Genomic DNA, 17,029 nt, shown 5'->3' on the forward strand with positions numbered 1-17,029 from the left:
CCCACCCTCCGGACGTTGTTGATCCCCCTCCGGCTTGCGCCGGCATCTGCCTTTAAATGCCCTTGTAGAGCGCTGCACCCTGCATCAGCACGATCACCTTGGCGCCGACCTGGATGCGAGAGTGCAAATCGACGATGTCGTCGTTGTTCATGCGGATGCAGCCGGACGACACGTCAAGGCCAATGGTCCACGGCTCAGCAGTGCCGTGAATCCGGTAGATCGTGTCCTGACCGCCGTCATAGAGATAGAGCGCCCTGGCGCCGAGCGGGTTTTCAGGCCCGCCGGGCATGCCGGCCGCCCATTTCGCGGCGTTGGGATCGCGCGCCACCATCTCGGCAGGAGGCGTCCATATCGGCCATTCCGCTGTGCGCCCGACCCGCACGATACCGGCCCAGCCGAAGCCATCGCGCCCGACACCGATGCCATAGCGGATCGCCTGCCCGCCGGGTTGGACGAGATAGAGAAAATGCTGGTTGCCGTCGATGATGATCGTGCCGGGCGGCTCTGCCGTTCGGAATGTGACGATCTGCCGGCGGAACGCTTCCGGCGGCTGATTGTTGCGGGCGTAGTACTGCCGCGCCTTCTTCTTGTCGTAGTCCACCCATGTGCGCGTCTTCGCATCGTAGATCTGCGTTTGCGCCAGCGCGGCCAAAGGGCCGACGCAGCAGGCGACGGCCGCAAGGAGGACGAGCCCGAGGCGCCGCGCACCGGCCGGACGAGCCTTGGCTGAACGTTCGAACCCTGCCGTCATCGCTTTGCCCACCCGTCGATTCGTGCAGTATGGTCCTCGACCCATTTCTTTGCGTAGTCGGCTGCCGGTTGCCGTTCCACTTCAAGCGCATAGCTCATTGCCGTCACCTCCTCGGGCGAGAAGTCCACTCGCTCCAGGAATGCAGCTATATCGGGATGCTTTTTGCCGAATGCCGCTGCATAGGCGATGTGGAAGTGCGCGGCGTCCCAGGCCGTCGAGGCACTGGATTTGCTGATCCAAAGCGGATCGGACGCGCCGACGAGCTTCCACTTGCTGGCGTCATGTGCCGGCTCGGTGATGCGCACGATCTTATGAAGATCGAAGATGAAATGCGGCGCGTAGCAGGCAAAGACCATCGGCTGGTTGGTAGCCACCGCCGCATCGAGCCCGGCCATGGCCACTTCCTCCTCGGCCTCGACGAGCGTCAGGTTCTTTGCATAGCCGTAAGTGTTTGCACGCACCCGCTCGATGCCGGTCGACGACCAGGTTGGCGCACCAATCCACATCTCGCCCTTGCCGTCGCCATCCGTGTCGAGAACCTTGGTCTTTTCGGGATCGCTGAGATCGGCAATCGTCTTCAGGCCCTTTTCGGCCGCCGCCGGTGTCGCGCAGATGCCCTGCCAGGCCGGCACGCCGCGTGGGCTGAGAACAACCACGCCCTTGTCGGTAACGAACTTCTTGATGACATCGTCGAGATTCGGCCGCCATACTTCCGGGTGAATATCGACGGTGCCGCCCTCCAGGCCGACAAAGGCATTGAGCGCACCCAATTCCTGCACCTCGGCGGATACACCGAACTCCTTGGCAATAGCGATTTTCAGGATGTTGGCGGTCGCCTGTCCCGAAGGCCAGTTCGGCATTGCGATCCGAAGATCCTCGGCTTTGGCCGGCAAGGCGAACAACAGAACTGAAGAAAGAAAGGCGACGAGAAAGCCTGAACCTGTGCAGTATCTCACAATGTTTCCCCACTAAAAGGCACTGATCGGATCGCATGCAGATACTTCAACGCAAGGATGCATAAACGGTTTCTAATAGTCAAGCAGGGAACGACCGGCGCCGTTTCTAAGCCTGTATTAAGCCTTCGCTCCAGGTCTTCACGGCCATCGCCATCGTTGTCAGGTGATCGGCGGCGGAAATGCCCGAAACCGCCTTGCGAGGCTTGAGGTCGTGGTCACCGTCCTCCAGCCAGAGAATGGAAATCGCCGCCGAAAGATGGTAGCCGGCGACCTCGTCTCTCGTCCCGAACGGATCGCGCGTTCCCTGGCAGATGAGTGTGGACGTTGACAGATCGCGCAGATGCGCCGTGCGCAACTGCTCCGGCTTGCCGACGGGATGAAACGGGTAGCCAAGGCAAAGCAACCCCTCGATCTCGCCGCGCCGATAGAGATCGTCGGCCACCATGCTGCCGACCCGACCGCCCATCGACTTACCGCCGATGATTAATGGCCCGCTTGACGCAAGCGCGCTTACTGCGGCCCGGTATTCTTCGATCAGGGTGTCGGCTCSCGGCGCCGGCGGTCGGCGACCGGAGCGTCGGCGTTCGGCCATGTATCCGAACTCGAAACGCGCCACTCGAAGACCGGTCGCCGTCAGCGCGTCAGTGGCCGCCGTCATGGATTGTGAATCCATCGCACCGCCGGCACCGTGTGCCAGCAGAAGTGTGACGGAGGCGTCCTCCGGACCAGTGATCAGAAACCCATCGCTCATTGCCGCAGTCTTAAACCATCCGTGCCCATATGCGATATCGCTGTTTAGCCTCGGCGCCGCCGGGCGCCCAATTTCCCCACCGCAGCCGGCGCTGGACTATCCCTGCAGCCTGCGCAGAAGAACGCCAAGCCGCTCTTGAGACCGGCAATCCTCCATGCTTGCCCGATTTGGCACCCCGCCTCCGCCTCGTTTCCTGATATCGCTCGGGCTGTCGCCGAACGCGCGTTTGAATGCGCGGCTGAACTCCGCGCCGTCGCTGAACCCGCGTTCTTCGGCGATCTGGAATATGAGACGCCGGTCGTTCGGATCCGTCAGAGCGGAATAGGCACTGAGGAGCCGGCGGTGCTGAATATAGTGCATCACCCCGCCAAAGGGCTCGAACAGATTGTAAAGCCGCGTCCGAGAGATGCCGAGCTCGCGCCGGACCATGTCGGATCCGAGTTTCGGATCGAGAAGCCTGCTTTGCACCAGTTGCCGCGCCCTTTCGAGAAGAACCGTGGCAATCGGGCCTTCCGCAGCCTCCAGATGATCGGGAGAAGGAGACACGCAGGCGAGAATCATGGCCCGTGTTGCTGCTGCGAGCCCGGGCAGATCCGTCGGAGTCAGCAACGGCAGTCGATTGGCGACGTCGATCAAATAGTCCGAGAACAATCGTCCCATGCCCGTACCAAGGGTAGAGAATTCTGCTGCCCCCAGAGTCGCCGCCGTTTCCAACGAAAAATCCCGTGGCACGAACAGCATCAGCATGTCGCTTGTCTTGGAAACCGCACCATCGAAGGTCCGCCCGAGCGAATGGATCTGCACGTCGCCCGGATGGGTGGTGAACGCATGTCGTGCCGTCTCGGTATGGATGGATCCGGATTTGAGGAGCGTGACTGCCCAGTGATCGACCGGATCGCGCCTTACATGTCCGGGCAAACTGGAAAAAGCCAGGCTGTCGGTACGGATGTGGGCCAGAACAAGACTGCCAAGGTCCCAGAGCGTCTGGCGACCGCTGAACTCGGTTGTTGTCGGGTCGATATCGACCAGTTCAAGCATCGGCGCGAAGCTGTCTTGCCACGCAGCGAACTGTTCGCATCGCTCCAGTCCCGCGGTCGAAAACTCGAAGAACGGCAAGGGCGACGCCTTCTCCTTCTCTCTCTCCCCCACAATGATCGCATCAACCGTTTCGTCATCCAAGATCGCGAACCGCTCGTCGTTCGCCCGCCCCTCGAGAAGCGTGGCGTGCGCTAAAGCTTCTTCGGTTGTCATCGTCCTGCCTCCAGTCGAGCGATTTCACCACCCGATCCATAGTTGCTTGCCGATATGTTCTTCGTTGACGAAATGGCACCGCCGCCTGAGCGTGCGCGGCTCCTCCGCCGCTTCAGTTGGGCACTCGCCGAAATATCGATCTTTGCGAGCGCTGCGGCGGGAACCACCCCCGTCGCTGCGCAAGCGGTAATTGCGAGAATGGAAAAAGACACGCATTGCATTCGTACTTCTCCTAACGGGCCAACAACGGAAGGCCGGGTGATCTCTGAATGATGCTAGTGATATGTTTGCCGACGACCGCGAGAGTACAGTCTTTCACCCTCGACGGACGACACCGCTGGGCAGCCTAACCATCGTCTGTGTATGTGTTGCGACTTGCCTCCCCGAAAAGTCGTTTGGTTACCCGGCTGAAACCTAACCCCTTTCGCAATTATTCTCAACTTCAGGTGCGCAAAGAGTTCGCTAATGCAAGAAGCGATTGGCGCGCGCTGCAACGCCGCCCCTTGGTGCCGGATCGATCGGATACCGCAATCCGGGTCATGGCCCGCCCTCTGTCTCGATCCTCGAGCCGCCCGACAACAGGGTGGCGACCCACTTTCCGGACGGTGTGCCGGCGCAATAGACGATGAATGCGATCAGCATCGGAACGCCGATGAATGCTCCTGAAACGCCCCACATGAAACTCCAGAAAAACACTGCAAAAATAACGGCAAAGGGCGATATCGCCAGGGAAGCTCCCGTCAACCGCGGCTCCAGATAGCTGCCGATGATGAACTGGATGACGTTCAGGCTGGTGAAGATGATGATCGCCGTCTGCCAGGAATCGAATTGGGCGATGGCGAACATGGTCGGAAGCGCCGTGGCGACAAACGGCCCCAGAAACGGGATGTAGTTCAGGGCAAAGGCGATCGCGCCCCACGCCGCCGCAAGCTCCAGTCCGGCGCCGAGCGCGAAGAGCCACACCACGAGCCCCGTAAGGATGCTGGCGAACGTTCGCACGATCATGAAGCGGCGAAGCTTGGCGCCGATCACGCGATTGGCAGCCAGGATACGCTCGCCGTAAGGCTGGGCCGCGGGCATCAGGAGACGCGCGTTGAAATCCTCGACCTCCAGCAGGCCGAGCATGATGAAGATGAATACCAGCAAGGTGAAACCGGCGAAGCTATTGAGGCGCCCGGCCATTCCCTGCACGAAACGCACCAGCCAGGTCACATCGAAGCGGTCCGCCAAAGGACCGGCGACCGCCACACCCTGACCCTCCAGCCAGTCTGTCCAGTTGACATAGATCGCCTGGAACCGGTCGGCATTGAGAAACAACCATTGGGCGAGTTTTCCGAATCCCCACGCCACGGAGGAACCTATCGCGACGATGACGACCATGGTCACGACAAGCGTGATGAGCAATGCGAGGAGCTTCGGCATCCAGCGCTGCAAGGCCGCCTGACAGGGCCAGACCAGTGCGATGACGAACAGGGAAAAGATCAATGGAGCGAAAATGGATTGCGCCACATAGAGCAGCGCCAGCACGAGGATACCGGTCGCTACCGACCCGATCATTCGACTGTCACCCATCCCCGCCATGCATGCCCCTCGAACACTCTTCGGTCTCGCTCGCTCCACAGGGAGCCGGCCGTCTGTCGCCGCATAGGCGCGACCTGCCTGTGCGTCGATCTCCTGATTTCACGCGGGACGGCCAGAAGCCGGCCCGATCCCGCGCGGTCGCTTGATGTGGTCGATGGCTGTGTCTACCCCGCTGCAGTTGCCTTCTGCAGCGCGTCGCGCAGGACCTGTTCCTTCGTCTCGTCGAGGGAAGTCTTGAGAACCACACCGCCGTAAGACGAGATTTCCTTCAGCACCTTGTCGGCGGTCATCTCCTGCACCAGAACGAACAACGCTCCGTTGCCCGGCTGAAGATTGCCGGCAAGATCCTTCATGAAGGCGTCGTTGATGCCGACGTCGGTCAAGGCGCCACCGATCGCGCCCGAAGCCGCGCCCACGGCCACGCCGATCAGCGGATTGAGAAACAGAACGCCAATCAGCAGGCCCCAGAAACTACCCGACGCGGCACCCGCTGCAGTGGTATTGACCAACTGATTGAGTTTGACTTTGCCGGCCTCGGTCTTGGTGGCAATGACTGCATCTCCGACTTTGATCAGGTACTCCTTCTGCAGTTCGAACAGACGCTGACGCACCTCCTCGGCTTTGGCTTCCGTAGGATAGACAATCGCAATCAAATCAGACATGGCTACTCCCGTGAACAAAGCTCGCACGCGCAATTGCGTAGACGCTAAATCATAGCCATCAATGCACCGAAGAAATTAGCAGGGAATCCCGCGGCTGTGCATTGCGTCTCTTTCTTCCACAATCTCGCCCCCGCATAGGCGATCCCTCTCACTGCCGTGCGGACGTCTTGACGCCCCTGCGGATAAGAAAAAACCCCGCGCGCCTGACAGATCGTGATCTGCCGTAGCCCGCGGAGCGATCCCTCAATCGCTTCCGTCACCGCGGTCGCGCGACGTTCTTAGCCACCGGCGGCAACCGGCTCCGGCTCACCTGCCTCGACCTCGGTCCGCTCGGCCGCAGCCGGAATACGGAACCACAGGACGTAGAGTACAGGCAGAAAGATCAGCGTCAGCGCCGCCGCCACCACCAGGCCGCCAATGACGGTAAAGGCAAGCGGCGACCAGAAGGGATCGCGGATGATCGGCAGCATGCCGAGCACTGTCGATCCGGCGGTGAGGAACACAGGCCGAAGCCGCTGGGCCGTCACGTCGATGACGCTCTGCCACGTTCGCCCTTTCTCCTCGATCGCGATATCGATCTGGTCGATCAGCACCACGGAGTTTCGCGTGATCATACCGATAAGGGCGATCATCCCGAGAACTGCGATGAAGCCGACCGGCGTATTGGTGATCAGCATGATCAGCACGACGCCGATCAACCCCAGCGGCACCACGCTGATGACGAGCAGCAGGCGCTGGACGCTCTGCAATTGGAACATCAGAACGATCAGGATGATGATCCCCATCACCGGCAGCATCTCGACGACCGAGGCAAGCCCCTCCTCGGCCCCTTCCACCGCACCGCCGACTTCGATCTGGTAGTTCGGATGGGTTCGCCGCAGCTCGTCGATCTTGCCGGCCGCCGCCTCCACCACGCTGGCAGCCATCACGCCTTCGGCCGTGTCCGCCTGAACGGTGATGGTCGTGGAGCCGTCGTGCCGCCAGATGACGGGCTGGGTCGTCTGGTACTCGATCGCGGCGATGCTGGAGAGGGGCACTGTGTGATTGGGTCCGACCGGGATCTGCAGCGAACGCAGGGTACCGATATCGACGCGCTCCTCTGCCGTTGCGCGGGCTACGACGTTGATGAGGTAGATCGAGTCCTTGACCTGCGTGATCGGCAGGCCGGACGCCGTCGCAAACAGCGTCTGAGCGATCACCGAAGAGTTGAGCCCCACCAGTCGGGCGCGATCCTGGTCGACATTGATGACAACTTTGCGGACCGGTTCGTTCCAATCCAGGTTGGGCTGGACGACGCCGGGGACCTTGTTGATGGCATCGGCCACCTGCCAGGCAACGTCGCGGACGCCGGCGATATCCCGCCCGCTGACGCGGTACTGTATAGGCCAGCCGACCGGCGGTCCCATTTCGAGCGGCGAGACGCGCACGACGATCTCGGGCATTTTTTCGTCGAGCGCCTGCTGCAGGCGCGCCTGCAGCGCTTCACGCGCACCGACGCTCTTGGCGATCACCACGGCCTGGGCGCGAGAAGGCGCCGGAGCCTGAAGGTCCATCGACAGGTAGAAGCGAACCGGATCGGAGCCGACATAGAAACTCCAGTCGGCCACATCCTCATCGGCCGCGAGCACCTCTTCCGCCTTCGTCACGTACACGCCGGTGGCGGCCTGCGATGCACCCTGCGGCAAGGTCAGCTGCAAGATGAGTTCCGGGCGGTCGGACGGGGGGAAGAACTGCCGCTTCATCAGCGACGATCCGACAAGCGCCAGTGCAAACAATGCGACGGTGGCAAGGACCACCACGAGGCGCATGCGCATGCAGGCATACAGCAAATTCTTGAAGCCTCGGATCAGCGCACTATCCGGCTTAGCACCCGTCGCCGGGCTCGATTTGAGGACGGCGAGACCGATGATCGGCGTCAGCAGCACGGCAACCAGCCAGGATACGATCAGCGCGAAACCGATCACCAGAAACAGCGAGCGCGCATACTCGCCCGAAGAACTGCTCGCAAAACCGACAGGGATGAAGCCTGCGATCGTCACCAGCGTCCCGGCAAGCATGGGAAAGGCCGTCGAGGTGTAGGCATGCGATGCCGCCTGGACGCGCTCATAGCCTTGCTCGAGCTTCGCCATCATCGTCTCGACGGTCACCATCGTGTCGTCGATCATCAAGGTCAGCGCAATGATCAAGGCGCCGAGCGAGACACGCTGCAACGCAATCCCGGTGATGTCCATGAACAGGAAAGTCAGCGCCAGGACAAGCGGGATGGAAACGGCGACGGCAAGGCCGGCGCGCAACCCGAGCGCCAGAAAGCTGACGCCGAGAACGATGACGACGGCCTGCCCCAGCGATGTGGTGAAACTGCGGATCGCGGTCTTCACGACCGCCGGCTGGCTGGCCACATGCGTCATGCTGATGCCGATCGGCAGGTCGTCCTCCAGCCTTTGCATCGTCGCATCGATGTTTTGTCCGAGTTGGAGGATGTCGCCGCCCGACGCCATGGAAATGGCGATACCGATCGCCGGCTTGCCCTTGATGCGGAATCGCGGCTGGGGTGGGTCGACGGTGCCGCGCACGACGCTGGCGATATCGCCGAGCCGCACGAAGCCGGACGAGGTCGGGACGTTCAACTGGCGGATGGCGTTCTCGTCGGTGAGACTGCCGGAGACCTGCAGGACGGTCCGATCCTGCTCGGACGTAATAAGGCCGGCGGGCATGACGGCGTTCTGCGCCTGTATCGTGCCGATCACCGTTGCGGCGCTGAGGCCGAGGCTTGCCAGGCGCTCGGTCGAGAACTCGATGTAGATCGTCTCGTCCTGCGTACCGATCAGCTGAACCTTGCCGATGTTGTCGAGTTTCAGCAGTCGGGTTCGCGCTTCATAGGCCCAATCACGCACTTCGCGATCGCTGAAGCCTTCCGAGGTAAAGCCATAGATGATCCCGAACGTGTCGCCGAAATCGTCGTTGAAGAATGGCCCGCGCACGCCAGCGGGCAACGTCGCCTGCATGTCGCCGACCTTCTTGCGAGCCTGATACCAGGATTCGCCCACCTGGTCCGGCGGCGTCGCATCGTCCAGGGTGACATAGACGATCGACTGTCCGGCCGTCGTCACGCTTCGCAGGTTGTCGAGATGCGGCACCTCTTCAAGAGTCCGCTCGAGCCGGTCGGTAATCTGGTCGACGGTCTGCTCGATCGTGCCGCCCGGCCATCCGGCCGAAACGATCATCGTCTTGAAGGTGAACTCCGGATCTTCGTCGCGGCCGAGGTTGATATAGGCAAGAATGCCGGCGATGGCGCTGAGAAGCACCAGGAAGATGATAAGGCTCTGGCGCTTGATCGCCCATCCCGAAAGGTTGAAGCCCTCGTTCATTCGGCGCTTCCTTCAAGCAGGCGGACTGGCATGCCCGGACGAAGCTGCTGAACGCCGGCGACGACGACATTGTCGCCGCTCGCCAGACCTTTGGTAACAAGGAAATCCTTGGTATCGAAGCGATGAACCTCGACCGGCACCAGCTTGGTGGTTTTGCTGGCCGCATCGACGACCCATACGGCGCTCTTGTTGTCCAGGTTGAACAACGCCCCGATCGGCAGCCGCGCTGCCGGCTCGCCCGAGAGACGGATCGTGCCGCGCACGGCGCTGCCGAAGCGGAAATCGTCGGGCGCGCTGTCCAGTCCGACGCGCACCGTGAAATTGCGGGTGATGGGATCGGCCGTCGGCGAGATCTCGCGAACTGTTCCCGTCGCCTTTGCGTTGGGGTTGCTCAGCAGCTGCACGTCGACGCGCGCATTGCCGCCGGTTGTCTGGATGGTGGCTTCCGGCACCTGGAAGACGGCGTCACGTGTTCCGAGCTGGGCGACGCGGACGACCATCTGGCCGCCACCGACGACCTGCCCGACCTCACCGCCGATTGCCGTTACGACACCGGCGGCGTTCGCTTTCAAAACCCGGTTGTCGACATTGGTCTGGGCGATCCGAAGCCCTGCTTGCGCAGCATCGACGCCGGCCTTTGCCATGTCTGCGAGTGCCATCGCCGATTCGAATGCCTGTCGGGTCGAGGTGCGCGGATAAAGCTGCTGCTGCCGCGCGCGCTCGGTTTCGGCATTCTGTGACTGAGCCTGTGCCGAAAACAGGTTTGCCTCGGCCTTGCGAAGCGCATCCTGGGCATCCTCGGTGTCGAGACGGGCGAGAACCGCTCCCACCTCGACAAGATCGCCGACGTCGACGTCTCGTTCCCGGATTTCGCCGCCCTGGCGGAAGCTGAAACTTGTCTCGGTGCGCGGCCTTATCTCGCCGACCAGCGATCCATAGGTATCCTCGGGATTGAAGGAGACGGCAACCGTCCTGACCGGTCTCGGCGGACGATCCCCTGCGTCGTTCTCTTCCTGGCAACCGGCCAGGAAAAAGACAGTCAGAACTGCGGCCGACAAGCCGAATGTTGCACTGGATCTGGGTACGGCAAGGCGTTTTTTCATCTGCGATTTCCCCGAAGCTTACCGGCGCGACAAATCCAAGCCACGCATGAATGAAAGCAAAAAACGACTATTATCAATGGCATTGTCATGCGATGGCCGGCCCGGCGCCGGGCTCGCGTCTGGTCGCGTGAACGACGCTGACCACGCTGGGACGAGGTCAGCGTCCCTCATTCGTGCAATCCGCATTCCAGCCGGCAAGAGGCAAGCAAGGAGCGCGCCGGGCAGCCACGGGAAGCGCCCGTCAATCATCATCCCGTCTGTCATGGTGGTGAGCGCGAACGATAGAAGTCCTGAGTAGGAACCCAAGTGGTGATGCTCCCTTAAACGCCCGGATCAGCTTACGCATTGTCTCGGACACCCGAAGGCGCGGTGCTCCGTTCAGAACTATAGTGCTGTTCAAGACGCGAAGTGATCAGCATAGAATCCCGCAATCAGGCCTACCGTCCAGATTTTCGTAGTCGATTTCAGGCCAGCTCAAGGGCTGTGCTGGAGTCAACCACACAAGATATTCTCTCCCGCTCGCATACACGGAATTCATCTTTCGCCCGGGCCACGGATAGCCTAGAACTGTCGACAAACGTCCAACCGATTGTCTTGCGAGGCGCTTTGCCGTTCATGGATTTGAAGAGCGTGCCAGGATCTTGAGCCGAGACATGTTCCCAAAGCGATTGTGCGTTATCCTGATCATGCTGCTGGGTCTGATCGGCTGTGGCGGGCCGCGTGCCGTTCTCGGTCTTGGCGCGACATCGACGCAAGGCGAGCCTGCGGCAATCGTTCCGATCTATGTCGCAACCACGCGCGCTCGCTCCGACAACCTGTCACTGCCCTATTCTGCGGAGCGGTCAAAAACGCTGAATTTTGCAAAATTCGACATTGGGATCCCCCAGAATCATAGTCTGGGGAACGTCGAGAAAACCGGCCGCGTCCCCGATGCGAGCAGGCATTTCACCGCACGGACGTATCAGCCGATCGCCCAGCGGCAGGAGTTCGTCAGGCAGCTGAACGTGGCGCTGGCGCAGCGCGCGCCCGAGGACCGCGAAATCTTCATTTTCGTCCACGGATACAACAACAACTTCGCCGACAGCATTTTCCGCAACGCCCAGATCATCCACGACTACAACATCAAGGCCGTGGCTCTTCATTACGCCTGGCCGTCCGGCGGCGCTGTCCCGCTCTACGTCTTCGACCGCGACAGCGCCCTCGTCGGCCGGCGGGGACTTGCCGAGACGATCGAAATCGCGGCGCAGACCAATGCCCGGAAAGTCGTGATCGTCGGTCATTCGATGGGTGCCTATGTGTTGACCGAGGCATTGCGGGATCTGGCCATCAGTGGCCGCCGGAGCACCTTCGACCGCCTCGGTGGCGTTGTGCTCGCCGCACCCGACATCGACGTCGACGTGTTCCAGAGCCAGATGGACGACATCGGCGATATTCCGCGACCCTTTACGATCGTCGTTTCGCGGCGGGATCGCGCCCTCGGCATTTCGCGGTTCATTGCCGGTGGCCATCCGCGTGTCGGCAGCGGTTCCGACATCGCCATGCTGCAGGCAAAGGACATTGCGGTCGTTGATGTCTCGGACGTCGACGGCGGACGGCACAACGTCTTTGCCAGTTCGAAGACGCTGATAGAGGTGGTCAACAATGACGCACTCATGCGCAGCGTCCTCAGGGACGATCGGCCGCCTGCCGGCCAGACCATGCTTGCCGACGGCGCGTCGGCGATCGAGGGAGCGGCTTCGCTGATCATCTTCCTGCCGGCGCGCATCCTGGGCGGGATGGCGCAAGCGGTCGCCGGACAATAGGCGCGCTGCCGCTCCTCGCTATCCGTCGCGGCAGATGTTTGCGTCAGCCTGCAGCGAAACCAAGCATGCTGAGCACATACAAGACGATCACGTAGTACAGCATATGCAACGCATATGTCTGACCGTTGCCGGTGTAGATCCTTCGCACCAATCCGCCTGCGTCGACGGTCAGATCGCACAAGCCGTCCCAGAACCAGTTGGCGACCGGCGTAACGAGCGGCGCAAAGGCAGCGCGATAAAACCTGTAGAAGTGTGCAGCACCGGTCGGAACGGAACGGCCGGGTCTCCTCCGGTAGATCACCAGGAACAACCCGAGCAGGAAGACCGCCGCCGCCACCGTAGCCGCCATGACGGGCACGGGGTTCCAGTAGCCGTAGATGGTCTCCAGCGACATCCCCTCCCAAACCAGGGTCGAGGCGAAATAGGGGTCGATCGCCGCGGAAACAGGATCCATCAGGAGTTTGGGATAGAAGGAGAGCACGAAAATGGCCGCAACCAGAACGAACTGCGGCAGAAGCAACGGCAAGGGTGCCTCGCGAACCTCCCGATGCGCCGTCTTTCGTGGTCCCAGGAAGACGGCGTAAGCCAGCCGGAACATGTAGAGGAAACCGATGAAGGTGGCGAGGACGGCAAGGATCGCAAGCCCGTACCATCCCCTGTCCATCATCGCGCTGAGGAGCAGCCATTTGCCGCCAAAGCCGGCCAGCGGCGGCAGGCCGGACATCGAAATCAGCGCCACGACGACAGTGGCTAAGGTGAATGGCATCTTCCCGGCAAGACCGCCCGTCTGGTCGAGAAGCCTGGTACCGGTTCGCAGGATGATGCCGGCCGCAGCCAGGAACAGAATGCCCTTCACCATCAGGTGGTTGGCGACGAGGTAGAAGGCCGTAACCCAGCCAAGGTGGCTCATCAGCGCGATCGCCGTGATGATATATCCGATCTGGCTCATACTCGAGTAACCGAGCATCCGCTTGATATCGCGCTGTTGAAGCGCCATGACGGCACCCGCGATCGTCGTCAGCAGCCCGATCCAACCCATCACGTGCGCCATCTCAAGCCCGACTTCGGAGCGTATGGCGAGATAGGTGACCATGAACAGGCCGAAGACTGCGACCTTGCTGATGACGGCGGACAGCATCGCTGACAGGTCGTCATCCGCCTCCGCATAGGCACCCGGCAACCAGACATGAACACCGACGGCGCCTGCCTTGATGAGGAAGCCGATCGCCAGGAATGCAAACGCCGGGGCCGCATCGGGACCCGCCGTCGCAAATGCTGCAAGCACCGTGCTTCCGTTTGTTGTTGCGGCGATACCGAATCCCGCCAGCAGCGAAAACGCCGATACCAGCGAAAACAGCAGGAACTGCAACACGTAGGGATGGGCTCCCCGCCGCTGCGCGATCAGGAAATAGGACGAAAGGGTTATGATCTCCCAGTGGAAGAAGAATTCAAGGCTGGTGCTGGCGCGCAGCAGACTGGCGATCGACAGAAGCAGGATCGCCATCATCGGGTAGAAGCCGCGGCGCGCATCGGAGCGGTAGAAGCCGGCGAAGGCGATGACCAGCCCGCCGGCGAGTAGCAGCACCCCAAACAGCCGCGGCACCCCCTCGATATCGCGAGTGATCCATGATCCGGCGAGCGCGACCGCGGTCAGCATCAGCACGCATTTGACCCGCCCCGGCAGCCCGTCGAGAAGGCAGAGGCAGCCGCCGACCACAAGCGGGGCGACAAGCAGTGACGAAGCTGCACCGGCAAGACTGGCCGCCACGAACCCGCCTGCAAACAGCAGGAATGCGCAGGCCAGCACGGGTACCAGCTTCACGAGCGCCGGGCGTATCGCAAGTCCGTCCGGCATCGGGCGCGTCGCATGCTTGAACCAGCGGAACATGTAGGCTGCCTCAAGCAGTGACCCGATCAGGATCACGGCGATCCAGATATATTGTCCGCCCGCGGCAGCCCGCATGACCAGCTCCCATTTCGCCCAGAACCCGGGAAATGGCGGCAGGCCGGCGATCGCCACGAGAAAGACGGCAAGGATGGCGAGCAGGAACGGATTGCCTGAAATATCGGACCACCCGTCGATTTCCGCGCGCTCCACGATGCCCGCCAGCCAGAACAACCCCGCCTTGGCGAAGAGATGGTTGACGAAAAGGCCACCGACGACCAGCGGCAGCGCCTCCTCTGCCTGAAGCTGGTGCAACAGTGAAAGCGCAAGCATCAGCAGCCCCATCTGCGCTATCGAGGAATAGCCGAGCATCCGTTGAACGCTCGTCTGCTTCAGGCCCACCAGATTGGAGAAGAGAAAGGTGACGCCGCCGGAAACCGCAAGCATGCCAAGGTGGCCTTCGAACAGCGGCAGCAGTTTGAAAAGGGCGAAGAACACGCCCGCGGACACCCCGACCGAAACAAGCGCCGCGGTCCCGCTGCTTGCGGTCTCGTAGACGTCGAGCCCCCAGCCGTTTGCCGGAAATGGCTTCAGTTCGAGCACGAGGCAGGCCAGCACCAGGAGAAGCGCCGTTGCACCGATCGGACCGGTGATCAGCGCCCGGTTGGCGATCATGTCGTCGATGTTGAGCGTTCCGGTCACATGATAGAGAAGACCGGCGCCGAGCAGGAAGAAGGACGAGGCGAGCACCGTCGCCACGATGTATTTGAAGCCGGCGGCAAGCGCTGCAGGCGCGCGTTCAAAGCCCAGGAGACCGTAGGTGCCGATCGACACGATCTCGAGGAACACGAACTGATTGAACAGATCTCGCGTCATGACCATGCCGTTGATGCCCATGATCAGGATCAGATACAGCAGCAGGGCTGCGTAGCTCGAGCGCAGCCGGTCCCAAATATGCCATGCACCAAACAGCCCGATGACGTTGACGCAGAGCGAGAAGAAGCCCTCCCACAGGCCGAAGCGCAGGTTGATTGAATAAGGCGGCACGCTGCCGGCGGTGAACACCTCGATGGTCGAGCCGCCGTGGTGAAGTTTCCAAAGGCAGGCCGCCGATATCGCTGTCATCCCCGACAGCGCGACGACGAAACCGGCGGCAGGCAACGGCTTGGCGATGCGATAGAGCAAGGGGATGAGAAACCCGCCGCCGAGACCGAGCAGAAAGATATTCAGCGGCTGGAGCAAGCTGTCTACCATTTCGACTCCGTCAGTGCGTCGATCGAAAGGGTTTTTCGGGTCGCATGCAGCCTGATCGCAAAGGACAACATGATTGCGGTGACCGAAAAGCCGATGACGATGGCGGTCACGACAAGTGCTGCCGGAATGGGGTCGACTGCGCGTGTGGCGGCGTCCGCGGCACCGAGTGCATCGTCTATGATCGGCGCAGTTCCGCCGGTGATGTAGCCCGTCGCCACCAGAACGATGTGCATGCCGGTGTCGATCAGCGAAAACCCGATGATGATGCGCAGGATGTTGCGATGCGTCAGCATGCCCCACAGGCCGATGAGAATGAGCACAAATCCCGTTGTGAGTAGTATCTGTGAAATCGGCAGTCCCATGGCTCGTCTCCTATGCTCAGCTGCGGAACCGGTCGATAATGACGCTCAGCTCCGCACCGACCTTGATACCGAGGAGTGCCGATATCAGCGGGATGGCGCCGGCGCTGAGCAGCGTCCCGAAATTGCCGCGCGGCAGGATGTGGCTGTCGAGAAAGCCGCCGGCGAAGACCAGCCCCAGAATGCCAAGGGAAACATAGAGAACGCCGGCAAGCGATTCCGTGATGCTGAGAAAACCATGGTCGATCTGCCCCGAGGGATAGGCAAGCATCAGCAGCATGACACCGGAGGCGACAATCGCGCCGCCCTGGAAACCCCCACCTGCCGAAAGGTGGCCGTTCATGATCACATAGGCGCCGAACAGGAAGATGAGTGGCAGCACCACCTCCGCGCCGTTGCGCACCAGTTCGCTCGGCTCCTGCTGACCTCGACCTGATGCAGGCAGGGAAAGCGGCTTCTCCTCCGGTCCGCTAGCAAGGAGCACGCCGACGCTCGCCGCCACCATGAACAGCACAGCGACCTCGCCCAGTGTGTCGAAGCCGCGAAATGAGATCAGGATGCCGGTGACGACATTCGGCGCGCCGAGATCCGCCGGGACCTGTCTCAGGTAGTGCACTGCGAGTGCCGACACCACCTGGCGCTCGCTGTAGCCGGAAACAAGTCCGGCGAAGATGACGCCGAACATCGCCACCGCCAACAGGCTGAACAACCGCTTCATGAGGAACCCTCTTCGGTGGTGGCGTTGTTCTCATCCCTGAGCGCATCGACAATGGTCGTTTTCGCCATCGGCGTGCGGATCGCGTGTGCCGCCCGCGACAGCGCATGCGACGACAGCGGATTTGTCATCAGAACGAAGTATGCGACGATGAGCAGCTTCAGCGACCAGTCGGGATGATAGATGCCGAGGCCTGCAAGCACCAGGATATTGCCCAAGGTGGAGGCTTTTGTGCCCGCCTGAATGCGGGTGAAAACGTCGGGCATCCGCAGCAGGCCGACGCCCGCGGAAAACAGGAAGAACGCCCCGGCAAGGATGACGATGCTGCCGATCAGTTCACTCATCTGCGTTTCCTCCGCCTCTTGTCTTGCGGATCGCATAGAGGAAAATCAGCGTTGCCAGGCCGGAGCCGATCGCGGCCTCCGCCATGGCCACATCCGGTGCCGCCAGGAGAACATAGGAGGCCGCCGCAAACAGGCTCGCAAGCCCCGCGCTCACCATCGCAGCCATGAGGTTGCTGAGCACCACGGCCAGCACGCCGCTCACCAGGATGCTGCCGCAGACCAGAAGGATCAGCAATTCGAGCATGAC

General features: G+C 61.6%; 14 protein-coding genes. 1 reads left to right on the top strand and 13 read right to left on the bottom strand.

Going from position 1 to position 17,029, the window contains the following annotated elements; all coding sequences use genetic code 11:
- Positions 1-52 precede the first annotated feature (52 nt).
- The 8 genes from ASC97_RS27600 to ASC97_RS27640 form a co-directional block, all read right to left on the bottom strand.
- Positions 53-751, bottom strand: a complete 699-nt coding sequence (locus ASC97_RS27600) for a L,D-transpeptidase (protein ID WP_113001258.1) — start codon at positions 749-751, stop codon at positions 53-55.
- Entirely contained in the window at positions 748-1,656 is a 909-nt protein-coding gene (locus tag ASC97_RS27605) for an ABC transporter substrate-binding protein (protein WP_274534181.1), read from the bottom strand. Before ASC97_RS27605 ends, ASC97_RS27600 begins: the two co-directional genes overlap by 4 nt.
- 157 nt (positions 1,657-1,813) lie before the next feature.
- The gene (locus ASC97_RS27610; RefSeq protein ID WP_057471521.1) at positions 1,814-2,458 is read right to left on the bottom strand and encodes an alpha/beta hydrolase family protein; all 645 of its coding nucleotides are present in this window, start codon (positions 2,456-2,458) and stop codon (positions 1,814-1,816) included.
- Positions 2,459-2,554: 96 nt separating this feature from the next.
- Positions 2,555-3,709: a helix-turn-helix domain-containing protein gene (locus ASC97_RS27615; RefSeq protein WP_057471522.1), complete on the bottom strand. Its 1,155-nt coding sequence runs from the start codon at positions 3,707-3,709 to the stop codon at positions 2,555-2,557.
- Between the two features lie 537 nt (positions 3,710-4,246).
- Positions 4,247-5,266: an AI-2E family transporter gene (locus tag ASC97_RS27625; RefSeq protein ID WP_113001260.1), complete on the bottom strand. Its 1,020-nt coding sequence runs from the start codon at positions 5,264-5,266 to the stop codon at positions 4,247-4,249.
- A 188-nt stretch (positions 5,267-5,454) separates the two neighbouring features.
- Entirely contained in the window at positions 5,455-5,952 is a 498-nt protein-coding gene (locus ASC97_RS27630) for a DUF1269 domain-containing protein (RefSeq protein ID WP_057471525.1), read from the bottom strand.
- A gap of 278 nt (positions 5,953-6,230) precedes the next feature.
- Positions 6,231-9,320 carry an efflux RND transporter permease subunit gene (locus ASC97_RS27635; RefSeq protein ID WP_057471526.1) on the bottom strand — a complete coding sequence of 1,030 codons (3,090 nt, stop codon included), beginning with the start codon at positions 9,318-9,320 and terminating at the stop codon, positions 6,231-6,233.
- On the bottom strand, positions 9,317-10,423 hold the full coding sequence (locus ASC97_RS27640) for an efflux RND transporter periplasmic adaptor subunit (RefSeq protein WP_057471527.1): 1,107 nt from the start codon (positions 10,421-10,423) through the stop codon (positions 9,317-9,319). Before ASC97_RS27640 ends, ASC97_RS27635 begins: the two co-directional genes overlap by 4 nt.
- A 653-nt stretch (positions 10,424-11,076) precedes the next feature.
- Between ASC97_RS27640 and ASC97_RS27645 the strand changes: the two genes are divergently transcribed.
- On the top strand, positions 11,077-12,225 hold the full coding sequence (locus ASC97_RS27645) for an alpha/beta hydrolase (protein WP_057471528.1): 1,149 nt from the start codon (positions 11,077-11,079) through the stop codon (positions 12,223-12,225).
- 43 nt (positions 12,226-12,268) lie between these two features.
- Here ASC97_RS27645 and ASC97_RS27650 read toward each other — a convergent pair whose 3' ends face one another.
- Genes ASC97_RS27650 through ASC97_RS27670 form a run of 5 tightly spaced genes read right to left on the bottom strand, consistent with a single transcriptional unit; the run spans position 12,269 to position 17,026 of the window.
- Positions 12,269-15,364, bottom strand: a complete 3,096-nt coding sequence (locus ASC97_RS27650; protein ID WP_057471529.1) for a proton-conducting transporter transmembrane domain-containing protein — start codon at positions 15,362-15,364, stop codon at positions 12,269-12,271.
- Complete coding sequence (locus tag ASC97_RS27655; protein WP_057471530.1) at positions 15,358-15,726, bottom strand: sodium:proton antiporter; 369 nt, start codon at positions 15,724-15,726, stop codon at positions 15,358-15,360. The genes ASC97_RS27650 and ASC97_RS27655 overlap by 7 nt, the downstream gene beginning before the upstream one ends.
- A gap of 16 nt (positions 15,727-15,742) precedes the next feature.
- A complete protein-coding gene (mbhE, locus tag ASC97_RS27660; RefSeq protein WP_057471531.1) occupies positions 15,743-16,441 on the bottom strand; it encodes a hydrogen gas-evolving membrane-bound hydrogenase subunit E in 699 nt (232 codons plus the stop codon).
- Positions 16,438-16,782 (bottom strand): monovalent cation/H(+) antiporter subunit G, encoded by a 345-nt coding sequence (gene mnhG / locus ASC97_RS27665; RefSeq protein ID WP_057471532.1) that lies wholly within the window; start codon positions 16,780-16,782, stop codon positions 16,438-16,440. The genes mbhE and mnhG overlap by 4 nt, the downstream gene beginning before the upstream one ends.
- Positions 16,775-17,026, bottom strand: coding sequence for a hydrogenase subunit MbhD domain-containing protein (locus ASC97_RS27670; protein WP_057471533.1), 252 nt, complete (start codon positions 17,024-17,026; stop codon positions 16,775-16,777). Before ASC97_RS27670 ends, mnhG begins: the two co-directional genes overlap by 8 nt.
- Positions 17,027-17,029: the final 3 nt, after the last annotated feature.

The sequence above is a fragment of the Rhizobium sp. Root1203 genome (assembly GCF_001424945.1).
GTDB lineage: Bacteria > Pseudomonadota > Alphaproteobacteria > Rhizobiales > Rhizobiaceae > Rhizobium.